Raw genomic sequence first — 16,903 nt, 5'->3', positions numbered from 1 at the left:
TACAATTATCTTGATTTAATTTTTATTGTGGTACGGTTTTAAGAGACGAGGTAGATATGGCAGAGTTAAGTAACACACAATACTTTAAGGTTCAAAAGGAAAATCCTGTAGGGGTAAAAGAGGTCCTCGAACAGGTTTATAGCGCCCTTTCGGAAAAGGGTTATAATCCTGTGAATCAGATAGTAGGATACATTATGTCCGGGGACCCTACATATATTACCAGTCACAATAATGCACGTAGCCTTATTATGAAAGTAGAACGTGATGAGCTCGTAGAGGAGCTTCTTAAGGAATATATAGCTAGTGAAAGCTGGAGTAAATAATGAGCAGGATTCTTGGTCTTGATTATGGGACGAAAACAGTTGGGGTCGCTATTAGTGACCCTTTACTTTTGACTGCGCAGGAATTTGAGACAATCACCCGAGAGAGGGCCAGTGCGCTTCGACACACCTTAGTTAGAATCAAGGAAATCTGCGAAGAGTACCAGATTGAAAAGATTGTTTTAGGATATCCTCGCAACATGGACGATAGCGAGGGCTTTCGTTGTGAAGACACACTTGAATTTAAAAAGTTATTAGAAAAAAGAGTTACTATACCAATTGAGCTTGTTGATGAGCGACTTACTACCGTATATGCGGATGAGATTTTAGAGGAATCAGGCGTAGCGAAGAAGGATCGAAAGAAGGTTATCGATCAGATTGCTGCGGCTATAATATTACAGGATTATTTGGATAATTATAGGAGTTAAAAATGGAAAAAATCATTTTATCTGGTGATGATGGAGAAGATATCGAGTTTTTTGTATTAGAGGAAACATTGGTATCTGGAAATAAATATCTTCTTGTATGTGACAGTGAAGATGAAAATGAAGATGCTGACGCAACAATTTTAAAAGAGGTTTCAGTAGAAGGCGATGACGTAGTCTATGAGTTTGTCGAGGACGACGTTGAGTTTGATGCTGTAGCTAAGCTTTTTGATGAATTAGTTGGCGACGAAGCTGACATTGAAATGTAATAAAAGATTATTTTTGAATTGAAATAGGAGGTTATTTTTTTGAAGAAGAAAACTGAACAGAAGGCTGAAAGGCTGAAGATTATTCCACTTGGCGGTCTTGAGCAAATCGGCATGAATATTACTGCTTTCGAGTATGGAGACAGTATTATTGTTGTGGATTGCGGACTTTCATTTCCTGAGGATGATATGTTGGGCGTGGATCTGGTTATTCCAGATATATCATATCTGAAAGACAATCAGGATAAGTTAAAGGGATTCTTTATTACCCATGGTCACGAGGACCACATTGGGGCGATTCCTTATGTCTTTAAGGAGCTTAACGTATGCCCTATTTACTCTACAAAGCTTACTAATGGTCTTATTGAGCATAAGCTTGAGGAGCACAAGATGCTCACTAAGGTTAAGCGTAAGGTTGTTAAGTATGGCACACATATTAATGCAGGTGAATTTAGAGTAGAGTTTATCCGTACAAATCACAGTATTCAGGATGCGGCTGCACTTGCTATTTATTCGCCAGCAGGTATCGTTGTACATACAGGCGATTTCAAGGTTGATTACACACCAGTTTACGGTGATCCAATCGACTTACAGCGTCTTGGCGAGATCGGTAAGAAGGGCGTACTTGCTCTTATGTGTGATTCTACAAATGCAGAGCGCCCTGGCTTTACTGCGTCAGAAAAGACAGTAGGTAAGACTATCGATTCTATCTTTGCTGATAATACTACCAGCAGAATTATCATCGCTACATTTGCGTCAAATGTTGACCGTGTTCAGCAGATTATCAATTCAGCTGATAAATATGGACGTAAGGTTTGTGTGGAAGGCCGTTCAATGGTAAATACCATCGACACAGCTTCAAAACTTGGCTATCTTCACATTCCAGATAATACTTTGGTTGATATCGAGCAGTTAAAGGCATATCCAGATGAGAAGCTTGTTCTTGTTACTACAGGTTCTCAAGGTGAGTCCATGGCAGCTCTTTCAAGAATGGCTAACGGTACTCATAAGAAAGTACAGATTAAGCCAGGTGATATGATTGTATTCTCATCTCATCCAATTCCTGGAAATGAGAAGGCAGTATCAAATGTTATCAACGACTTAACAATGCGTGGCGCTCAGATTGTTATGCAGGATGTTCATGTTTCAGGACATGCCTGCGCAGAAGAGATTAAGCTTATTTATTCTCTTGTACGTCCACAGTTTTCTATTCCAGTTCATGGCGAGTTCAAGCATCTTACAGCTCAGGCTCGTATCGCTGAGTCACTTGGCTGGGATCACGACCATATTAAGATTATCCGTTCAGGTGATGTGCTTGAGCTTGGAGATAATTACTCTAAGGTTACAGGTCATGTTCACACTGGAGCTATCATGGTTGATGGTATCGGCGTAGGTGATGTTGGAAACATCGTACTTCGCGACAGACAGAAGCTTGCTGAGGATGGAATCATCATCGTTGTGCTTACATTAGACAGCGCATCAGGTACAGTTCTTGCTGGTCCTGATATTGTATCCCGCGGTTTCGTTTATGTTAGAGATTCTGAGGACCTTATGGAAAGCGCTCGTGCAGTTCTTTCTGAGACAATGGAGGTTCTTGAGGAAAAGAATATTACAGATTGGAACAAGATTAAGTCAGACATCAGAGACAACCTTTCTGATTTCGTATGGCATGAGACTCAGAGACGTCCAATGATTATTCCAATCATCATGGAAGTATAAAATGATAGTTGATGAGAGATATACCACTTATTTGAATAGCCTTTATCCAGAGCTTAGCCCTGTGTTAAAGGAGATTCAAAAAGAAGCAATAGAATCCTTCGTTCCAATAATAAGACCGGAGACAGTTAATTTACTTCAGCTTCTTGTCAAGATGAACAGACCAAAACGAATCTTGGAAGTTGGAGCTGCCGTTGGTTTTTCTGCAAATGTAATTGCGGAAGCGGCAGGAGATGATGTTACTATTACCACCATCGAAAATTATGAGCCTCGCATTCCTATCGCAAATGCGAATTTCAAGAGAACAGGCAGAGATAAGCAAATCACTCTTTTAGAGGGAGATGCCATGGAAATCTTACCTACTCTTGAAGGTCCCTACGATTTCATTTTCATGGATGCGGCAAAAGGTCAGTACATTAATTTCTGGCCTGAAATAAAAAGGCTTATTGCTGATGATGGTTTAATTGTTACTGATAATGTATTACAGGATGGGGATATAATTGAGTCCAGGTACGCTATTACAAGACGTAATCGTACTATTCACAAGCGAATGAGAGATTATCTCTACGAGCTGACTCACGATGAAGGTTTTACTACTACGATTCTTCCTCTGGGAGATGGCGTTAGTATCAGCGTGAAAGGAAAGAAATGAGAAATACAGAATTATTAGTTCCTGCAAGCAGTCTTGAGGTACTTAAGGTTGCTGTTATTTATGGAGCAGATGCAGTTTTTATTGGTGGAGAAGTTTTTGGTCTTAGAGCTAAGGCAAAGAATTTTTCTAAAGAAGATATGATTGAGGGTGTAAAGTTTGCCCATGATCACGGTGTAAAGGTTCACGTTACTGTTAATATTTTAGCTCATAATAACGACCTCGAGGGCGTTAGAGAGTATTTAAAGGAACTGAAGGAAATTGGTCCGGATGCTCTTATTATTGCAGATCCTGCAATCTTTATGATGGCTAAAGAGATTTGTCCTGAAATCGAGCGTCATGTAAGTACTCAGGCAAATAATACAAACTATGGTACATATAAGTTCTGGTATGATTTAGGCGCTTCAAGAGTTGTTTCTGCAAGAGAGCTTTCATTGGCGGAAATCAAAGAGATTAGAGCGAACATCCCTGACGATTTAGAGATAGAGTCATTCATTCATGGTGCAATGTGCATTTCTTATTCAGGAAGATGTCTTCTTTCAAATTATTTTACAGGTAGAGATGCGAATCAGGGTGCTTGCACACATCCATGCAGATGGAAGTATGCTGTTGTTGAAGAGCAGCGTCCAGGAGAGTATTTCCCTGTATATGAGAACGAGAGAGGGACATACATCTTCAATTCTAAGGACTTATGTATGATTGAACATATTCCTGACTTAATTGACGCTGGTATCGACAGCTTTAAGATTGAAGGCCGCATGAAGACTGCTCTTTATGTAGCAACAGTTGCCCGTACATATCGTAAGGCAATTGATGATTACAAAGAGTCGCCTGAGAAATACGAGGCAAACCTTGATTGGTACAAGGAGCAGATTTCTGCATGTACATATCGTCAGTTTACAACTGGCTTCTATTATGGAAAGCCATCTGAGGAATCTCAGATTTATGACAATAATACATACAATATTGGCTATACATACCTTGGCATCTGCGGGGCTCCTAATAGCGAGGGCTTTGTGGAGATAGAACAGAGAAATAAATTTTCAGTAGGCGAAACTATTGAAATTATGAAGCCAAACGGAGATAATGTAGAAGTAGAAGTATTAGGAATAAAGAATGAAGATGGTGAGGATATGGAGAGTTGTCCACATCCAAAGCAGAAGCTTTTCATTAAGCTTAGCACTACACCAGAAGAGTTCGACATTCTTAGAAGAAAAGAAGAAGAAGCATAAGTTAAAACAAGGAGAATACAATGGCAGAAAAATATGTTGCTTATGTGGGTACCTATACACACGAGACAAGCGTTGGTATCTATGTTTATGATGTTAATCCTGACACAGGACTACTTACTGAGCAGAGCGTTGCTCCAATTAATAATCCTTCGGATATTATTAATTCTCACGATAACAAATTCCTTTATTCAATTGCTGATGAAGGTGTTGCAGCTTTCAAGATTCTTGAAAACGGTGATCTTGAGAAGATGAATCAGGAGTGGGTTGGAGGCATGCGTGGTTGCAATCTCTGCGTTGATTCTCAGAATAGATATTTATTCGTAGCTGGCTATCACGATGGCCGAGTTACTATGATGAAGCTTAATGAAGATGGAAGTATTAATGGTATCGCTGACGGTATCTTCCACCAGGGTATTGGAAAGTCAGTTGCTGACAGACCTTTATATCCACATTGTACATGCGTTGAGCTTACTCCAGAGGAGAAGTATCTTTGTGTTGTAGAGAATGGTCTTCATCAGATTAAAATCTACGAGGTAGATTACGAGGCTGGAAAGCTTCACCTTGCAGACATCATCAGATGTCCAATGGGTTCAGCCCCACTTAAGATGAAGTTCTCTCACGACGGACAGTATGCATATGTTATTACAGAGATGTCAAACGAGATTCTCGTTTATGATTATCATATCATTGGAGATCGTCCTGATTTCGAGAACATCCAGACAGTTTCATTACTTGTAGGTGTTGATGAGGAAATCTCTACAGGAACTAATATTAAGTTTGGTGATGATGATAAATATTTATACGCAAGTGTAGATGGCCTTAATGCTGTTTGTATGTATGAGAGAAATGTTAGATCTGGAAAGATTGAATACTTCTCACACAATTTTATCAGCGGCGATTATCCAAAGAGCTTTGCAGTTCTTCCAAAGGATAAGTATTTTGTATCACTTAACCATGATACAAATGAAATCCGAAGCTTTACAATTGATAAGAAGACTGGTCATTCTCTTATGCAGAATCCACCAATCAAAATTGCTAAGCCAAACAGTATTGTAGTTGTAAAGATTAAATAGGAGTGGTTCAGGGGCTGTTAATGTCAGCCCCTTTCTTTACTATATAGGGTTTCTTTTTTAGGAGGGCATCATTATGGCAGGTTCAACATTTGGTAATAGAATTTCAATCACTACTTGGGGAGAATCCCACGGGGCAGCTCTTGGGGTTGTTATAGATGGTTTTCCAGCTGGTCTTAAGCTTTGTGCTGCAGATATTCAGATGTATTTGGACAGAAGAAAGCCAGGACAGTCAAAATTTACTACAGCCCGAGCAGAGGGCGATGAGGTTGAGATTCTTTCGGGAGTATTCGAAGGACGTACTACAGGCAATCCAATTTCTCTTATGGTTAGAAATAAGGATCAGCACTCAAAGGATTATGGCGATATAGCTACTACCTATAGACCTGGTCATGCTGATTTTGGCTTCCATGAGAAATTTGGATTTAGAGATTACCGAGGAGGTGGCCGCTCTTCAGGTAGAGAGACTATCGGACGTGTAGCCGCTGGCGCAATTTGTGCAAAGCTTTTAAGAGAACTTGGCATTGAAGTGTTCGCATATACGAAATCAATTGGTGATATCACTATATCTGATTTCGAATTAGGCTACAGAGATCAGAATCCTCTTGCTATGCCAGATTCAAAGGCTGCAGATGAGGCTGCTGAATATTTAGCTGCATGTATGCTTAATAACGACAGTGCAGGTGGTGTTATTGAATGTGTAATTACAGGTGTTCCTGCTGGAATAGGTGATCCTGTATTTGATAAGCTGGATGCAAAGCTTGCCCAGGCGGTTGTTTCTATCGGAGCAGTTAAGGGTGTAGAAATCGGCGATGGTTTTAAGGCTTCCAAAAATGTAGGAAGCTTGAATAATGATGAGTTTGTACTAAACGATGATAATGCAGTCGTTAAGACCAGCAATCACAGTGGAGGAATACTTGGTGGTATTTCTGATGGTGATGACATTATTCTCAGAGCTGCAATAAAGCCTACTCCATCCATTTCAAAGATGCAGCACACAGTTAACGAGGCTGGCGAAGAGGTTGATATAGAAATACATGGTCGTCACGATCCTATAATTGTTCCTAGAGCAGTAGTTGTTGTGGAGGCTATGTGTGCGATTACAGTTTGTGATGCTTTGCTTGGTCATATGACTGACAGAGTTGAGTATATTAAGGAGTTTTATAAGAATTGAAATACGAGTTATTAAAGACAGAGGGAAGAGCAAAAAGGGGACGTTTTCACACAGTACACGGTGTGATTGAGACACCTGTATTTATGAATGTTGGAACAGTTGCTGCCATTAAGGGGGCTGTTTCTACTGATGATTTACGTGAGATTAAATGTCAGGTTGAGCTTTCTAATACTTATCATCTTCATGTTAGAACAGGTGATAAGCTTATTAAGGAGCTTGGCGGTCTTCATAAATTTATGAATTGGGACAGACCAATCCTTACAGATTCAGGCGGATTCCAGGTATTCTCGTTAGCTGGTATCAGAAAGATTAAGGAAGAGGGCGTTACTTTCAATTCACATATCGACGGCCGCAAGATTTTCATGGGACCTGAGGAATCTATGCAGATTCAGTCAAATCTTGGTTCTACAATCGCCATGGCATTTGATGAGTGCCCACCAGCCCTTGCAGAACGTAAATACGTAGAGGATTCTGTAGCACGTACTACAAGATGGCTCTATCGTTGCAAGGAAGAGATGGCTCGTCTAAATAGCCTTGAAAATACTATCAATAAGGAGCAGCTTCTTTTCGGTATCAACCAGGGTGCTGTTTTCAATGATATTAGAATTGAGCATGCGAAGATTATTTCTGAGCTTGATTTGCCAGGATACGCAGTAGGTGGTCTTGCTGTTGGTGAAAGCCATGAGCAGATGTACGATGTTTTAGATCACGTCGTTCCATATCTTCCACAGAACAAGCCTACATACCTTATGGGTGTTGGTACACCAGCAAACATTTTAGAGGCTGTAGACAGAGGCGTGGATTTCTTCGACTGCGTTTACCCTAGCCGTAATGGTCGTCATGGTCACGTATATACAAACCACGGCAAGCTCAATCTTTTCAACCAGAAGTTTGAGAAGGATATGCGCCCAATTGAGGAGGGCTGTGGATGTCCTACATGTCGTTCTTACTCTAGAGCTTATGTGCGTCATTTGCTCAAGGCTAAGGAAATGCTTGGAATGAGACTTTGCGTTTTACATAATCTTTATTTCTACAACACAATGATGGAAGAGATTAGAGATGCTTTAGATGCTGGCGAGTTTGCAGCATACAAGAAGCGCAAGCTTGATTCAATGGCTCAGGGCCAGGATTAATCTTAAAAATTTATTAATTAGACTTTTTTTCTTGCCTAAGAAGGTAAATTTCGATAAAATTAATTTCAGTGATTTGTGGCTCGGCCACGTAGTAGGAGGATAACTTAATGAATAGTTCAATTAGCTTAATTATTTGGGTTGTAGTACTTTTTGTATTCATGTATTTCTTCATGATTCGCCCACAGCAGAAGGAGCAGAAGGAAAAGACAGCTATGATGTCTTCTCTTGCAGTAGGTGATACAATTCTTACAACAAGCGGTTTTTACGGAGTAATCATTGCAATTCCTGATGATGCTACAGTTATCGTAGAGTTCGGAAGCAACAAGAACTGCCGTATTCCAATGACTAAGAACGCTATCGCACAGGTTGAGAAGCCTGAGGATGCTGTAAAGTCTACAGAGAAATAGAATAATTGAAGACTAAAAAGGAAGACTTCTTGTTACACTCTCAAGCCTTAAAATACTCCGCTCGACTAACATGTCTCGCTAAAGTATTTTTAAGAGCTTGATAGCTACAAGAAGTCTTTTATTTTTTCTTACCTCGAAGTACCTCGGAAGCCTTCTCAAAGAGCGCTTTGGTCGACGCTACGGGGTGGGTGAATTTTGCAATGTGGCGGAACTGGCCACGTTGTGTTTCTGTTGCATTGAGTATCCACTGCTTAACAGCCTCAGTAGATATCTGTTCTTTAATTTCTGCTAGCTTATCCGCATTCAATTCCTTTTTAACAAAAGCAGCTTCTTTTCGTACAGTAGCTTTTTCGATTCTGGCTACCTTTGCATCCTCAAGGTTAGTCTGGAGAGCTGCGATTCTTTCAGCCATCTGATTATTAATCTCCTCGTTAATACGCTCAAACTCTTTAGCAAAAGTAGTAAGGGCTGATATTGTCAGAGCCATATCCATTCCAAAGATAAACATAAATATGAGAGCAAGAAGCTCTATTAAAACTGCAGGGAAGTAGGATATTATTTCTACTATTGGTGGAATGATAATCTGTGTCACAAGGATTCCTGCAAAGCCAAAACACAGAGTGAATATGAGACAGACACGTCCGTTTATATTAAGTGGTAAATCTGAGTAATCCCACCAACGGGCATGGAATCTTTTCTCTAGAACATAAGATGTGCCATATTCCAAAAAGAAAGAACCAACGGCACAGCCTATAAATATAGTGGTTAAAGAAGGATCATCTAATCCTTTGATTGGTAAATCCATAAATAAAATTTGTGCCAGTGTAGCACCTACACCATAAAGGGGAATGCATGGACCGTAAAGAAAACCTCGATTCTCCCAGGCTTTTTCGTGAATGGTACAGTAGAATGTCTCGTATATCCAGCCCAGGAAACTATATATGATGAAATATAAAAAATATCTGCAGATAATCATTATTCTGTCCCTCCGGATTTAAGTATAAATTAAGTGAGTAGAAAATTAAAGTTTAATGGGGATTGTTCATAGTTATTTACGATTTTAATGCTAAAATATAATTACCTATAGGTATGTAGTTTTATGGGTGGTGGTTTTTATGTTAGGTATTAATTCTATTGGGCAGAATCCATATGTGAACAGCCCATCTATGGATTTATCTAATTATGGTTCCTCCAAGGTTGCAGACGAACTAAAGGCCGAAGGTAAGAGTACTGATTTAGCGAAGAACTATGCTTCTGAGCGTGCAGCTAAAAGAGCCGGGGTTATTGAATGCGAGACCTGTGCCAGCCGTAAATATCAGGATGGCAGTGACGAGCAGGTTTCTTTTAAGTCTGCCCAGCATATTTCTCCACAGGCGGCAGCGGCCAGAGTAAGAGGCCATGAGGCTGAGCACGTGGCAAACGCCTATGACAAGGCAGAACAGAAGGGTGGAAAGGTGCTTAATGCAACAGTATCCATCCATACTGCAGTGTGTCCAGAGTGTGGCAGGACATACGTCTCAGGAGGAACAACACATACTCAAATTAAATATCCAAATGAGGATAATCCATATCAAAAAAATAGGAAAAATGCAGATGGCGGAATGCTTGCAGGAATGAACTTTGACGCAGAAGTTTAATGGGAGTCTTTTTTTACAAAAGTGTGTATTAACTATTGAAAAATTAGGGGCTCCTGTGATATACTTCATTTGTTGCGTGAAGCGTAACACTTTTTCTATTAGGAGGAAATTATGCAAGCATTAAAGTATGTTCTTATTATATTATTAATCGTCATTTGTGTGGCACTTACAGTTATCATTCTTTTCCAGGAGGGCAAGCAGAACGGACTTGGTTCTTTATCAGGCCAGCAGTTCGATTCATACTGGAGCCGTAACAAGGGTCGTTCACGCGAGGGCTTATTAGTTAAGCTTACAAGCGTATGTGTAATCCTTTTCTTCGTGCTTTCTGCTGTTCTTAATATTGGTAGCTTCTAGGATTAAGATTTTAATTGCCACCCGTATGGGTGGCTTTTCGTATTTATAAGAGTTTTATTAGGAGGAATATGAAAGATTTCGATAAGCAGAGACACTTTTTAATGGACGTTTTCAAAAGTCCAGCATATATACCCATGAAGAAGAAGGATCTTGAGATTCTTTTGGATGTAGAAAAGGATAAAAGAGCCGAATTCGCAGAGGTTTTACAGGACCTTGTTGATGATGGTCAGGTGGAGATTACCAAGCGTGGTAAATACCAGATTCCTGAGAATCGTCCTAAGTTTATTAAGACCAAGGACCACAGGTCTAAAAAGGGTACAAAGGCCGAGACTGCCGCTAAAAAGCAGTCACTTAATCAGGTGGCAAAGCGTGCCAACAGACCATCAGATGACAACATCGAGCCAGATATCATCGGAAGATTTATTTCCCATAAGGATGGCTTCGGTTTTATCGAGGTAGAGGGCCAGGAAGAAGATTACTTCGTCGGCAGAGACAATACAGGTTTTGCCATGCAGGACGATATTGTTGCTGCAGTTCTTACTTTCGGTGCACCAGGCAAGCGTCAGGAGGCACGTGTAATAAGAATCATCACTCACGGTTTTTCTGATGTGGTTGGTACTTATGAAGATAGCGGTACTTTTGGTTTTGTTGTAGCTGACAGCCAGAAGATGTTGAGAGATATTTTCATCCCATCAGGAAAGAGCATGGGCGCTGTTTCTGGTCACAAGGTTGTTTGTCACATCGATGATTACGGCGATGACGATCACAAGCCAGAGGGACACATTACAGAGATTCTTGGTCATAAGAATGATCCAGGTGTAGATATACTTTCTATCGTTAAGGCATTTGGCATTACTACAGAGTTCCCTGACAAGGTTATTAAGCAGGCGTCCACTGTTGCAAAGCCAGTTTCTGAGGCTGATATGGCTGGCAGAAATGATATCAGAGACTTATGCGTTGTCACAATCGACGGCGAGGACACAAAGGATATCGATGACGGCGTTTCACTTGTGATGGACGGGGACAATTATGTCCTTGGTGTTCATATTGCAGACGTTACTAACTATGTTCAGGAATCATCTGCTCTTGATGTGGAGGCACTGAAGCGAGGCACATCTGTATATCTTGCAGACAGAGTTATACCTATGCTTCCTCACACATTGTCAAATGGTATGTGTTCTCTTAATGAGGGAGAGGACCGCCTTGCCCTTTCTTGCATCATGACATTTGATAAAAAGGGCAATCTTGTGGATCACGAGATTTGCGAATCTGTCATCCACAGCAATCACCGCATGACATACACAAGCATTTATGCCATAATGACTGGTGATGCGCAGGAGCGTGAGAAGTACGCTGACGTGGCAGAGATGATTGATAAAATGTATGAGCTTTCAAAGATTCTTCGCGCTAAGCGTAAGAAGAGAGGCTCTATCGATTTTGATTTCCCTGAGACACATATTCTTATCGATGAAAATGGTAAGGTTGTTGGTCTTGCTCCATATGAGCGCAATGACGCTCACAAGCTTATAGAGGATTTCATGCTTGCAGCCAATGAGACAGTTGCAGAGCATTTCAATCTTATGGAATCACCATTTGTATATCGTGTTCACGGAGCGCCAGATCCAGAGAAGATGCAGACTTTAGGCAAGTTCCTTGGAGCCTGTGGTTACTCACTTAAGGGCAATAAGGACAGTATCCATCCAAAGGAGATTCAGAAGATGCTGGATTCTCTTAAGGGACACGAGGATGAGGCAGTCATTACCAAGATGACTCTTCGATGTATGCAACAGGCTAAATACGATACAGAGTGCAAGGGACACTTTGGTCTTGCGGCTCAGTATTATTGTCATTTCACTTCGCCTATACGAAGATATCCTGATTTACAGATTCACCGAATAATCAAGGATCACTTACGTGGACGTATGAACGAGCGTAAGCTTTCTCATTACGAGTCTATTCTTCCACAGGTGGCTCTTGAGACAAGCAAGCTTGAGCGTCGTGCGGAGGATTGTGAGCGCGAGGTTGATAAGCTTAAGATGGTTCAGTACATGAAGGAATTTATCGGACAGGAATTCGAAGGAAGCATTTCTTCAATTACAGGTTGGGGAATGTATGTGGAGCTTGAAAATACAGTGGAAGGTCTTGTTCACGTATCCACATTGTACGATGATCATTATGAGTTCATCGAGGAGAATCTTACTCTTGTAGGTGAGCGCACAGGCCGTACCTTTAAGCTTGGCCAGCCGGTGACAGTTGTTTTAGACAGCGTTGATGAGCAGGCCCGTACGATTGACTTCGTACTTACGGAATTTCAGAGATTTTAATGAGGAATTGTTATGAATAAAGAAGGACGTAAATTAATAGCTAACAACAAAAAGGCTTACCATGAATATTTCATGGAAGAGGAATATGAGGCAGGAATCGAGCTTCACGGCACTGAGGTAAAGTCCATGAGAATGGGCCAGTGCTCTATCAAGGAAGCTTTTGTAAGAATTGATAATGGTGAGATGTTCATCTACCAGATGCACGTTAATCCTTATGAGAAGGGAAACATCTTCAACAGAGATCCACTTCGCCCTAGAAAGCTACTTCTTCACAAGTCTGAGATTAACAGACTCTTAAGCAAGATTAAGGAAAGTGGTTACACCATCGTTCCTTTGGAGGTTTACCTTAATAATGGCCTTGTAAAGGTCAAGATTGCATTGGCAAAAGGTAAGAAGCTTTACGATAAGAGAGCTGATATCCAGAAGAAAGATATGAAGAGAGAAGCAGAGAGAGACTTTAAGATAAGGAATTTAGGATAATGAAAATTGTACTTGCATCGGGATCACCACGTAGAAAAGAATTATTAGCACAGGCTGGAATCGAGTTTGTTGTTGATCCAGCTGATATTGATGAGGTTACCGCTGAGACACTTCCAGCAAAGGTTGTTGAGGATCTCAGCAGACAGAAGGCACTTGCAGTAGCAGAAAAGCACAAGGGCGAGACAGTTCTTGCTGCAGATACAGTTGTTGCATTTGATGATAAAATCCTTGGCAAACCAAAGGATGAAGAGGATGCTTTCAGAATGCTTACAGAGCTTTCAGGAAGAGCACACCAGGTTTATACTGGTGTTACTATCGTAAATGCGAATGGGGATGTTAAGACATTCTCAGAGTGCACAGAAGTTACAATGTATGAGAATTCACCTGAGGCTATCAGGGACTACATTGCATCAAAGGAGCCAATGGATAAAGCTGGAGCCTACGGCATCCAGGGCTTAGGTGCAGTGCTGATTAAAGGCATCGAAGGCGACTACAATAATGTTGTAGGATTACCGCTTGCGAAAGTATATAGAGTACTATATAATTTGTAGTGCTGATTAGGGCTAGTCATGGTTTCGACATAGTGATGTTAAAAGCAGAATGAAATGAATGCTTTTAATATCAGAAACCTGTATAGTCATTTATTTAGTTTTTGGGCTAGTCATGGTTTCGACAGGGGTCATGCAGCGGAAGAAGCGAGTCCCACGGCGATGGGTTAAATGGCCAAACTTAAAATTAAACGCTAACGATAATTTAGCATACGCTGCCTAGTTGCGGCAGTCTGACCTAGAGCACCTACACTTTAGGACTCAGACTTCGACTTTGTAGGAAACGACGTTATCAAAGCTTTGAGATGGCGGGCGTATCATGAAGCTACTAAAGCATAAAACCTGTTTGTGGGTGTTATGTGGAGGGAATGTAAAAATACAAACTACACTCGTAGAAGGGCCGGGAATTGGCTTTTGGACACGGGTTCGACTCCCGTCTAGTCCACTAATTCAAATCCAATTGGAGCGATTTGCTTCAGTTGGATTTTTTATTTGGACAATAGTTACGAAATGTTTGTTCTGAATTGTCTATAACAGTTATCAATGATAAACTTTTTGTATCGGTATTGGGGAGATGGAGTATTTTGTTATGAGTAATAATTTTAAAAATAGAAATATGTCTAGCGAGGAACGCAGAGAGTATCGCAGACGCAAGAAGATGATTCGCAGGATTCAGGTTTATTCTGAAATGGCTTTGATAATTATCGGATTGATAGTTACAGCCTGTCTGATTATTTCCCATATAAAAGGTAAAGATGATAATTCATTAAAGGTGGCAGCCGAGGAACAGGTTGTGGCTGAGGCTGAAGCTCAGGAGGAAAAGGCTACAGGTCTAAAAGTATCTGCAAAAGCTGCTGAGGAGCCAAAAGAGGAAGAAACAAAGGAAATAGAAGAGGAAGAGGCACCAAAGGCTGGCAATTATTCTGCAAAGGAATCTGAGGAAACAGTTCAGATTGGCGGAGATGTTGTCAGTGAATCTGCAGTGTTGATTAACAATAAAACAAAGACAATAGTAGCTACAAGAAATGCTACTGAAAAGATTGTTCCTGCATCCATGACAAAGGTTATGACTGTTCTTGTAGCAGCAAATCATATTCCAGCTGACAAGCTTAACGACAAGGTGGTTATGAGTCATGAGGCTATTGATTATTCATATGCTGGTGGCGGTTCCACATCTGGTTTTGTTGAGGATGAAGAGGTTACTGTAAAGGATTTGTTCTACGGAACAATCCTTCCTTCTGGTGGAGATGCAGCTGCTCAGCTTGCTATCTATGTAGCAGGTGATATCGACAGCTTTGTTAAGATGATGAATGAAGAGTGTGCATCTCTTGGAATAAATGGCACAACACATTTTACAAACCCTGTTGGTTTCCACAGCAAAGAGCACTACAGTACACCATATGATATCGCTGTTATTATGATGGCAGCTCTTGATAATGAGCTTTGCAAGGAAGTAATTACCACAAAGGTTTACAATTCTACAGCTACAAACGTAAATCCAGAGGGAATCACTATTTCCAACTGGTTCTTACGCAGAATAGAGGATAAGGAATTTGGGGGCGAGATTGAAGGCGCCAAAACTGGATATGTAGATGAATCTGGAAGCTGTGCTGTCAGCTCCATGATATCAGAAAGCGGCACAGAATATATTTGCTGCACCGCTCATTCAAGCTCCTCATGGAGATGTATCTATGATCATGTAGATATTTATAAATCTTACGCTAAATAAAATTCGCCAGTTACAGTAACAAGCATTAGTATTTCTACACTCAGCTGAAGAAAGCTTCGTTTAAGAAATCTAATAGCTTGTTACTTACTGGCTTATTAAATATCCAGGAGTTTTGAAAAGCTATCTACGTACGCTATTGGATGGAACTGCTGAAGAACATCCATATCACGGAAGCCGTAAGTGCAGAGTACATAATCAAGGCCTGCGTTTTCTGCTGTAGTGGCATCTACTTCGGAATCGCCTACATATAGCACCTTGGATTTATCTGTGATGCCGAGCTTGTTTAACGCGATTTCGATTGGCTCTGGATCAGGCTTTCTTTTGTGAATACCATCATCACCTACTACGATAGTGATGTGTGGTGCGAAGAAATCATCAATAAGAGAATCACTGGCTGTCTGACCTTTATTGGTTACGATAGCCATTTTCATACCAAGGGCAGCAAGCTTTTCAGTGGTCTCAATAACACCATCATATGGTTTTGTTTTGATTAGATTGTGACAGTTGTAGTATTCGATGAACTCCTTTAAAAATTCTTCGAAATGTTTGTAATCAGGTCCCTCAGGGAGAGCTCGCTCAACAAGCTTTCGAAGTCCATTGCCTACAAATCTGCGAACGTCATCTATTGAATGAGTTGGAAAACCGTATTTATCCAGCATGTAGTTGATGCTGTCGGTTAAATCTTCAAGAGTGTATAAAAGTGTTCCATCTAAGTCGAAAAGTATTGCTTCGTATTTCATGAATAAATCTCCTGTGTCCAAAATAAAAATCTAAATCATTGTTATAGATGAAATAACGGGATTTGTAAAGTTAAATATAAAACAATCTAAAATATGTCTATTTTATTTGAAATAAATATAGGGCTTTGTTATCATTTTATCTATACTAGCTTTGAGGAGATTGACTATGGATATAGAAATTCGTGACGCTGTGGAAAGTGATGCCAGCGCCATTCATGATATTTATGGCTATTATGCTGAGAATACATCGGTTACTTTTACAGAGAAGAATCCTTCTATAGAGGTATACAGACAGAGTATTATTGACACAAAGAAGGCGTATCCTTATATTGTGGCTTGTGATGAGACCGGAAAGATCCTGGGAATGGCATATGGCGGCCAGGTTAGACATCATGATGCTTATAAGTTCTCTGTAGAGACTACTATCTACGTTTCTAATGATGCGCCAAAGCGTCAGGGAATCGGCAGCAAATTATATACAGCTCTTGAGGAAAGACTCTCCGCAATGGGCTACAAATTCATGTACGGTGTTATTACTGACGATAATGAACCTAGCATAGCCTTACACAAAGCACTTGGCTTTGAAGAGGTTGGGCATTTCAAAGATATCGGTTACAAATTTGGAAAATGGAAGGGAATAGTGTGGTATCGCAAGCAGATTGGTTCGCTTGATGATATGACACTTAGAATATAAGATGA

General features: G+C 40.5%; 19 protein-coding genes and 1 other RNA gene. 18 read left to right on the top strand and 2 right to left on the bottom strand.

All coding sequences use genetic code 11. From position 1 onward, the window contains the following. The first annotated feature begins 56 nt into the window (after window positions 1–56). From G592_RS0111270 to yajC, 10 genes are all read left to right on the top strand, one after another. On the top strand, window positions 57–323 hold the full coding sequence (locus G592_RS0111270; RefSeq protein WP_028247913.1) for an IreB family regulatory phosphoprotein: 267 nt from the start codon (window positions 57–59) through the stop codon (window positions 321–323). Beyond that, on the top strand, window positions 323–748 hold the full coding sequence (gene ruvX, locus G592_RS0111265; protein WP_028247912.1) for a Holliday junction resolvase RuvX: 426 nt from the start codon (window positions 323–325) through the stop codon (window positions 746–748). Before G592_RS0111270 ends, ruvX begins: the two co-directional genes overlap by 1 nt. A 2-nt stretch (window positions 749–750) precedes the next feature. Further along, entirely contained in the window at window positions 751–1,014 is a 264-nt protein-coding gene (locus G592_RS0111260) for a DUF1292 domain-containing protein (protein WP_028247911.1), read from the top strand. Between the two features lie 39 nt (window positions 1,015–1,053). Beyond that, window positions 1,054–2,730: a ribonuclease J gene (locus G592_RS0111255; protein WP_028247910.1), complete on the top strand. Its 1,677-nt coding sequence runs from the start codon at window positions 1,054–1,056 to the stop codon at window positions 2,728–2,730. 1 nt (window position 2,731) lies between these two features. Further along, window positions 2,732–3,379, top strand: a complete 648-nt coding sequence (locus G592_RS0111250) for an O-methyltransferase (protein ID WP_028247909.1) — start codon at window positions 2,732–2,734, stop codon at window positions 3,377–3,379. Then, window positions 3,376–4,608: a peptidase U32 family protein gene (locus tag G592_RS0111245; RefSeq protein WP_028247908.1), complete on the top strand. Its 1,233-nt coding sequence runs from the start codon at window positions 3,376–3,378 to the stop codon at window positions 4,606–4,608. Before G592_RS0111250 ends, G592_RS0111245 begins: the two co-directional genes overlap by 4 nt. A gap of 20 nt (window positions 4,609–4,628) precedes the next feature. Beyond that, the gene (locus G592_RS0111240; protein WP_028247907.1) at window positions 4,629–5,681 is read left to right on the top strand and encodes a lactonase family protein; all 1,053 of its coding nucleotides are present in this window, start codon (window positions 4,629–4,631) and stop codon (window positions 5,679–5,681) included. A 73-nt stretch (window positions 5,682–5,754) separates the two neighbouring features. Further along, on the top strand, window positions 5,755–6,852 hold the full coding sequence (gene aroC / locus G592_RS0111235; RefSeq protein ID WP_028247906.1) for a chorismate synthase: 1,098 nt from the start codon (window positions 5,755–5,757) through the stop codon (window positions 6,850–6,852). Next, window positions 6,849–7,985, top strand: a complete 1,137-nt coding sequence (tgt, locus tag G592_RS0111230; protein WP_028247905.1) for a tRNA guanosine(34) transglycosylase Tgt — start codon at window positions 6,849–6,851, stop codon at window positions 7,983–7,985. The genes aroC and tgt overlap by 4 nt, the downstream gene beginning before the upstream one ends. Window positions 7,986–8,092: 107 nt before the next feature. After that, the gene (gene yajC, locus G592_RS0111225) at window positions 8,093–8,392 is read left to right on the top strand and encodes a preprotein translocase subunit YajC (protein ID WP_028247904.1); all 300 of its coding nucleotides are present in this window, start codon (window positions 8,093–8,095) and stop codon (window positions 8,390–8,392) included. Between the two features lie 118 nt (window positions 8,393–8,510). On the opposite strand, the gene G592_RS17120 is transcribed toward yajC, so the two are convergent. Further along, window positions 8,511–9,368 (bottom strand): putative ABC transporter permease, encoded by an 858-nt coding sequence (locus G592_RS17120; protein WP_051194893.1) that lies wholly within the window; start codon window positions 9,366–9,368, stop codon window positions 8,511–8,513. A gap of 139 nt (window positions 9,369–9,507) precedes the next feature. Between G592_RS17120 and G592_RS0111215 the strand changes: the two genes are divergently transcribed. From G592_RS0111215 to G592_RS0111190, 7 genes are all read left to right on the top strand, one after another. Then, on the top strand, window positions 9,508–10,029 hold the full coding sequence (locus G592_RS0111215; RefSeq protein WP_028247903.1) for a hypothetical protein: 522 nt from the start codon (window positions 9,508–9,510) through the stop codon (window positions 10,027–10,029). A 111-nt stretch (window positions 10,030–10,140) separates the two neighbouring features. Further along, on the top strand, window positions 10,141–10,383 hold the full coding sequence (secG, locus tag G592_RS0111210) for a preprotein translocase subunit SecG (protein WP_015549579.1): 243 nt from the start codon (window positions 10,141–10,143) through the stop codon (window positions 10,381–10,383). A 68-nt stretch (window positions 10,384–10,451) separates the two neighbouring features. Then, the gene (gene rnr, locus G592_RS0111205) at window positions 10,452–12,707 is read left to right on the top strand and encodes a ribonuclease R (RefSeq protein ID WP_028247902.1); all 2,256 of its coding nucleotides are present in this window, start codon (window positions 10,452–10,454) and stop codon (window positions 12,705–12,707) included. Window positions 12,708–12,719: 12 nt separating this feature from the next. Then, window positions 12,720–13,187 (top strand): SsrA-binding protein SmpB, encoded by a 468-nt coding sequence (smpB, locus tag G592_RS0111200; protein ID WP_028247901.1) that lies wholly within the window; start codon window positions 12,720–12,722, stop codon window positions 13,185–13,187. Next, window positions 13,184–13,738: a Maf family protein gene (locus tag G592_RS0111195; RefSeq protein WP_028247900.1), complete on the top strand. Its 555-nt coding sequence runs from the start codon at window positions 13,184–13,186 to the stop codon at window positions 13,736–13,738. Before smpB ends, G592_RS0111195 begins: the two co-directional genes overlap by 4 nt. A 103-nt stretch (window positions 13,739–13,841) precedes the next feature. Continuing rightward, window positions 13,842–14,183, top strand: a transfer-messenger RNA (tmRNA) gene (gene ssrA, locus G592_RS17410). Between the two features lie 141 nt (window positions 14,184–14,324). After that, a complete protein-coding gene (locus G592_RS0111190; protein ID WP_051194892.1) occupies window positions 14,325–15,464 on the top strand; it encodes a D-alanyl-D-alanine carboxypeptidase family protein in 1,140 nt (379 codons plus the stop codon). 95 nt (window positions 15,465–15,559) lie between these two features. Here the strand turns inward: G592_RS0111190 and G592_RS0111185 are convergent, their stop codons facing one another. Then, window positions 15,560–16,204, bottom strand: a complete 645-nt coding sequence (locus G592_RS0111185; RefSeq protein WP_036952725.1) for an HAD family hydrolase — start codon at window positions 16,202–16,204, stop codon at window positions 15,560–15,562. A 166-nt stretch (window positions 16,205–16,370) separates the two neighbouring features. Here G592_RS0111185 and G592_RS0111180 point away from each other — a divergent pair, with 166 nt between their 5' ends. Continuing rightward, entirely contained in the window at window positions 16,371–16,898 is a 528-nt protein-coding gene (locus tag G592_RS0111180) for a GNAT family N-acetyltransferase (protein ID WP_051194891.1), read from the top strand. Window positions 16,899–16,903: the final 5 nt, after the last annotated feature.

The organism is Pseudobutyrivibrio ruminis CF1b (assembly GCF_000424005.1).
Classification (GTDB): domain Bacteria; phylum Bacillota; class Clostridia; order Lachnospirales; family Lachnospiraceae; genus Pseudobutyrivibrio; species Pseudobutyrivibrio ruminis_C.
The sequence above is the reverse complement of the archived record's forward strand: the minus strand, read 5'-3'. Positions and strand labels throughout refer to the sequence as shown.

Excerpts from the sequence above, each read along its gene's own strand:
- G592_RS0111245 (WP_028247908.1), top strand. The coding sequence starts at position 3,376 with ATGAGAAATACAGAATTATTAGTTCCTGCAAGCAGTCTTGAGGTACTT.
- G592_RS0111190 (WP_051194892.1), top strand. The coding sequence starts at position 14,325 with ATGAGTAATAATTTTAAAAATAGAAATATGTCTAGCGAGGAACGCAGA.
- G592_RS0111240 (WP_028247907.1), top strand. The coding sequence starts at position 4,629 with ATGGCAGAAAAATATGTTGCTTATGTGGGTACCTATACACACGAGACA.
- yajC (WP_028247904.1), top strand. The coding sequence starts at position 8,093 with ATGAATAGTTCAATTAGCTTAATTATTTGGGTTGTAGTACTTTTTGTA.
- G592_RS0111180 (WP_051194891.1), top strand. The coding sequence starts at position 16,371 with ATGGATATAGAAATTCGTGACGCTGTGGAAAGTGATGCCAGCGCCATT.
- ruvX (WP_028247912.1), top strand. The coding sequence starts at position 323 with ATGAGCAGGATTCTTGGTCTTGATTATGGGACGAAAACAGTTGGGGTC.
- G592_RS0111185 (WP_036952725.1), bottom strand. The coding sequence starts at position 16,204 with ATGAAATACGAAGCAATACTTTTCGACTTAGATGGAACACTTTTATAC.
- smpB (WP_028247901.1), top strand. The coding sequence starts at position 12,720 with ATGAATAAAGAAGGACGTAAATTAATAGCTAACAACAAAAAGGCTTAC.
- rnr (WP_028247902.1), top strand. The coding sequence starts at position 10,452 with ATGAAAGATTTCGATAAGCAGAGACACTTTTTAATGGACGTTTTCAAA.
- G592_RS0111260 (WP_028247911.1), top strand. The coding sequence starts at position 751 with ATGGAAAAAATCATTTTATCTGGTGATGATGGAGAAGATATCGAGTTT.
- aroC (WP_028247906.1), top strand. The coding sequence starts at position 5,755 with ATGGCAGGTTCAACATTTGGTAATAGAATTTCAATCACTACTTGGGGA.
- secG (WP_015549579.1), top strand. The coding sequence starts at position 10,141 with ATGCAAGCATTAAAGTATGTTCTTATTATATTATTAATCGTCATTTGT.
- G592_RS0111250 (WP_028247909.1), top strand. The coding sequence starts at position 2,732 with ATGATAGTTGATGAGAGATATACCACTTATTTGAATAGCCTTTATCCA.
- G592_RS0111270 (WP_028247913.1), top strand. The coding sequence starts at position 57 with ATGGCAGAGTTAAGTAACACACAATACTTTAAGGTTCAAAAGGAAAAT.
- G592_RS0111215 (WP_028247903.1), top strand. The coding sequence starts at position 9,508 with ATGTTAGGTATTAATTCTATTGGGCAGAATCCATATGTGAACAGCCCA.
- G592_RS17120 (WP_051194893.1), bottom strand. The coding sequence starts at position 9,368 with ATGATTATCTGCAGATATTTTTTATATTTCATCATATATAGTTTCCTG.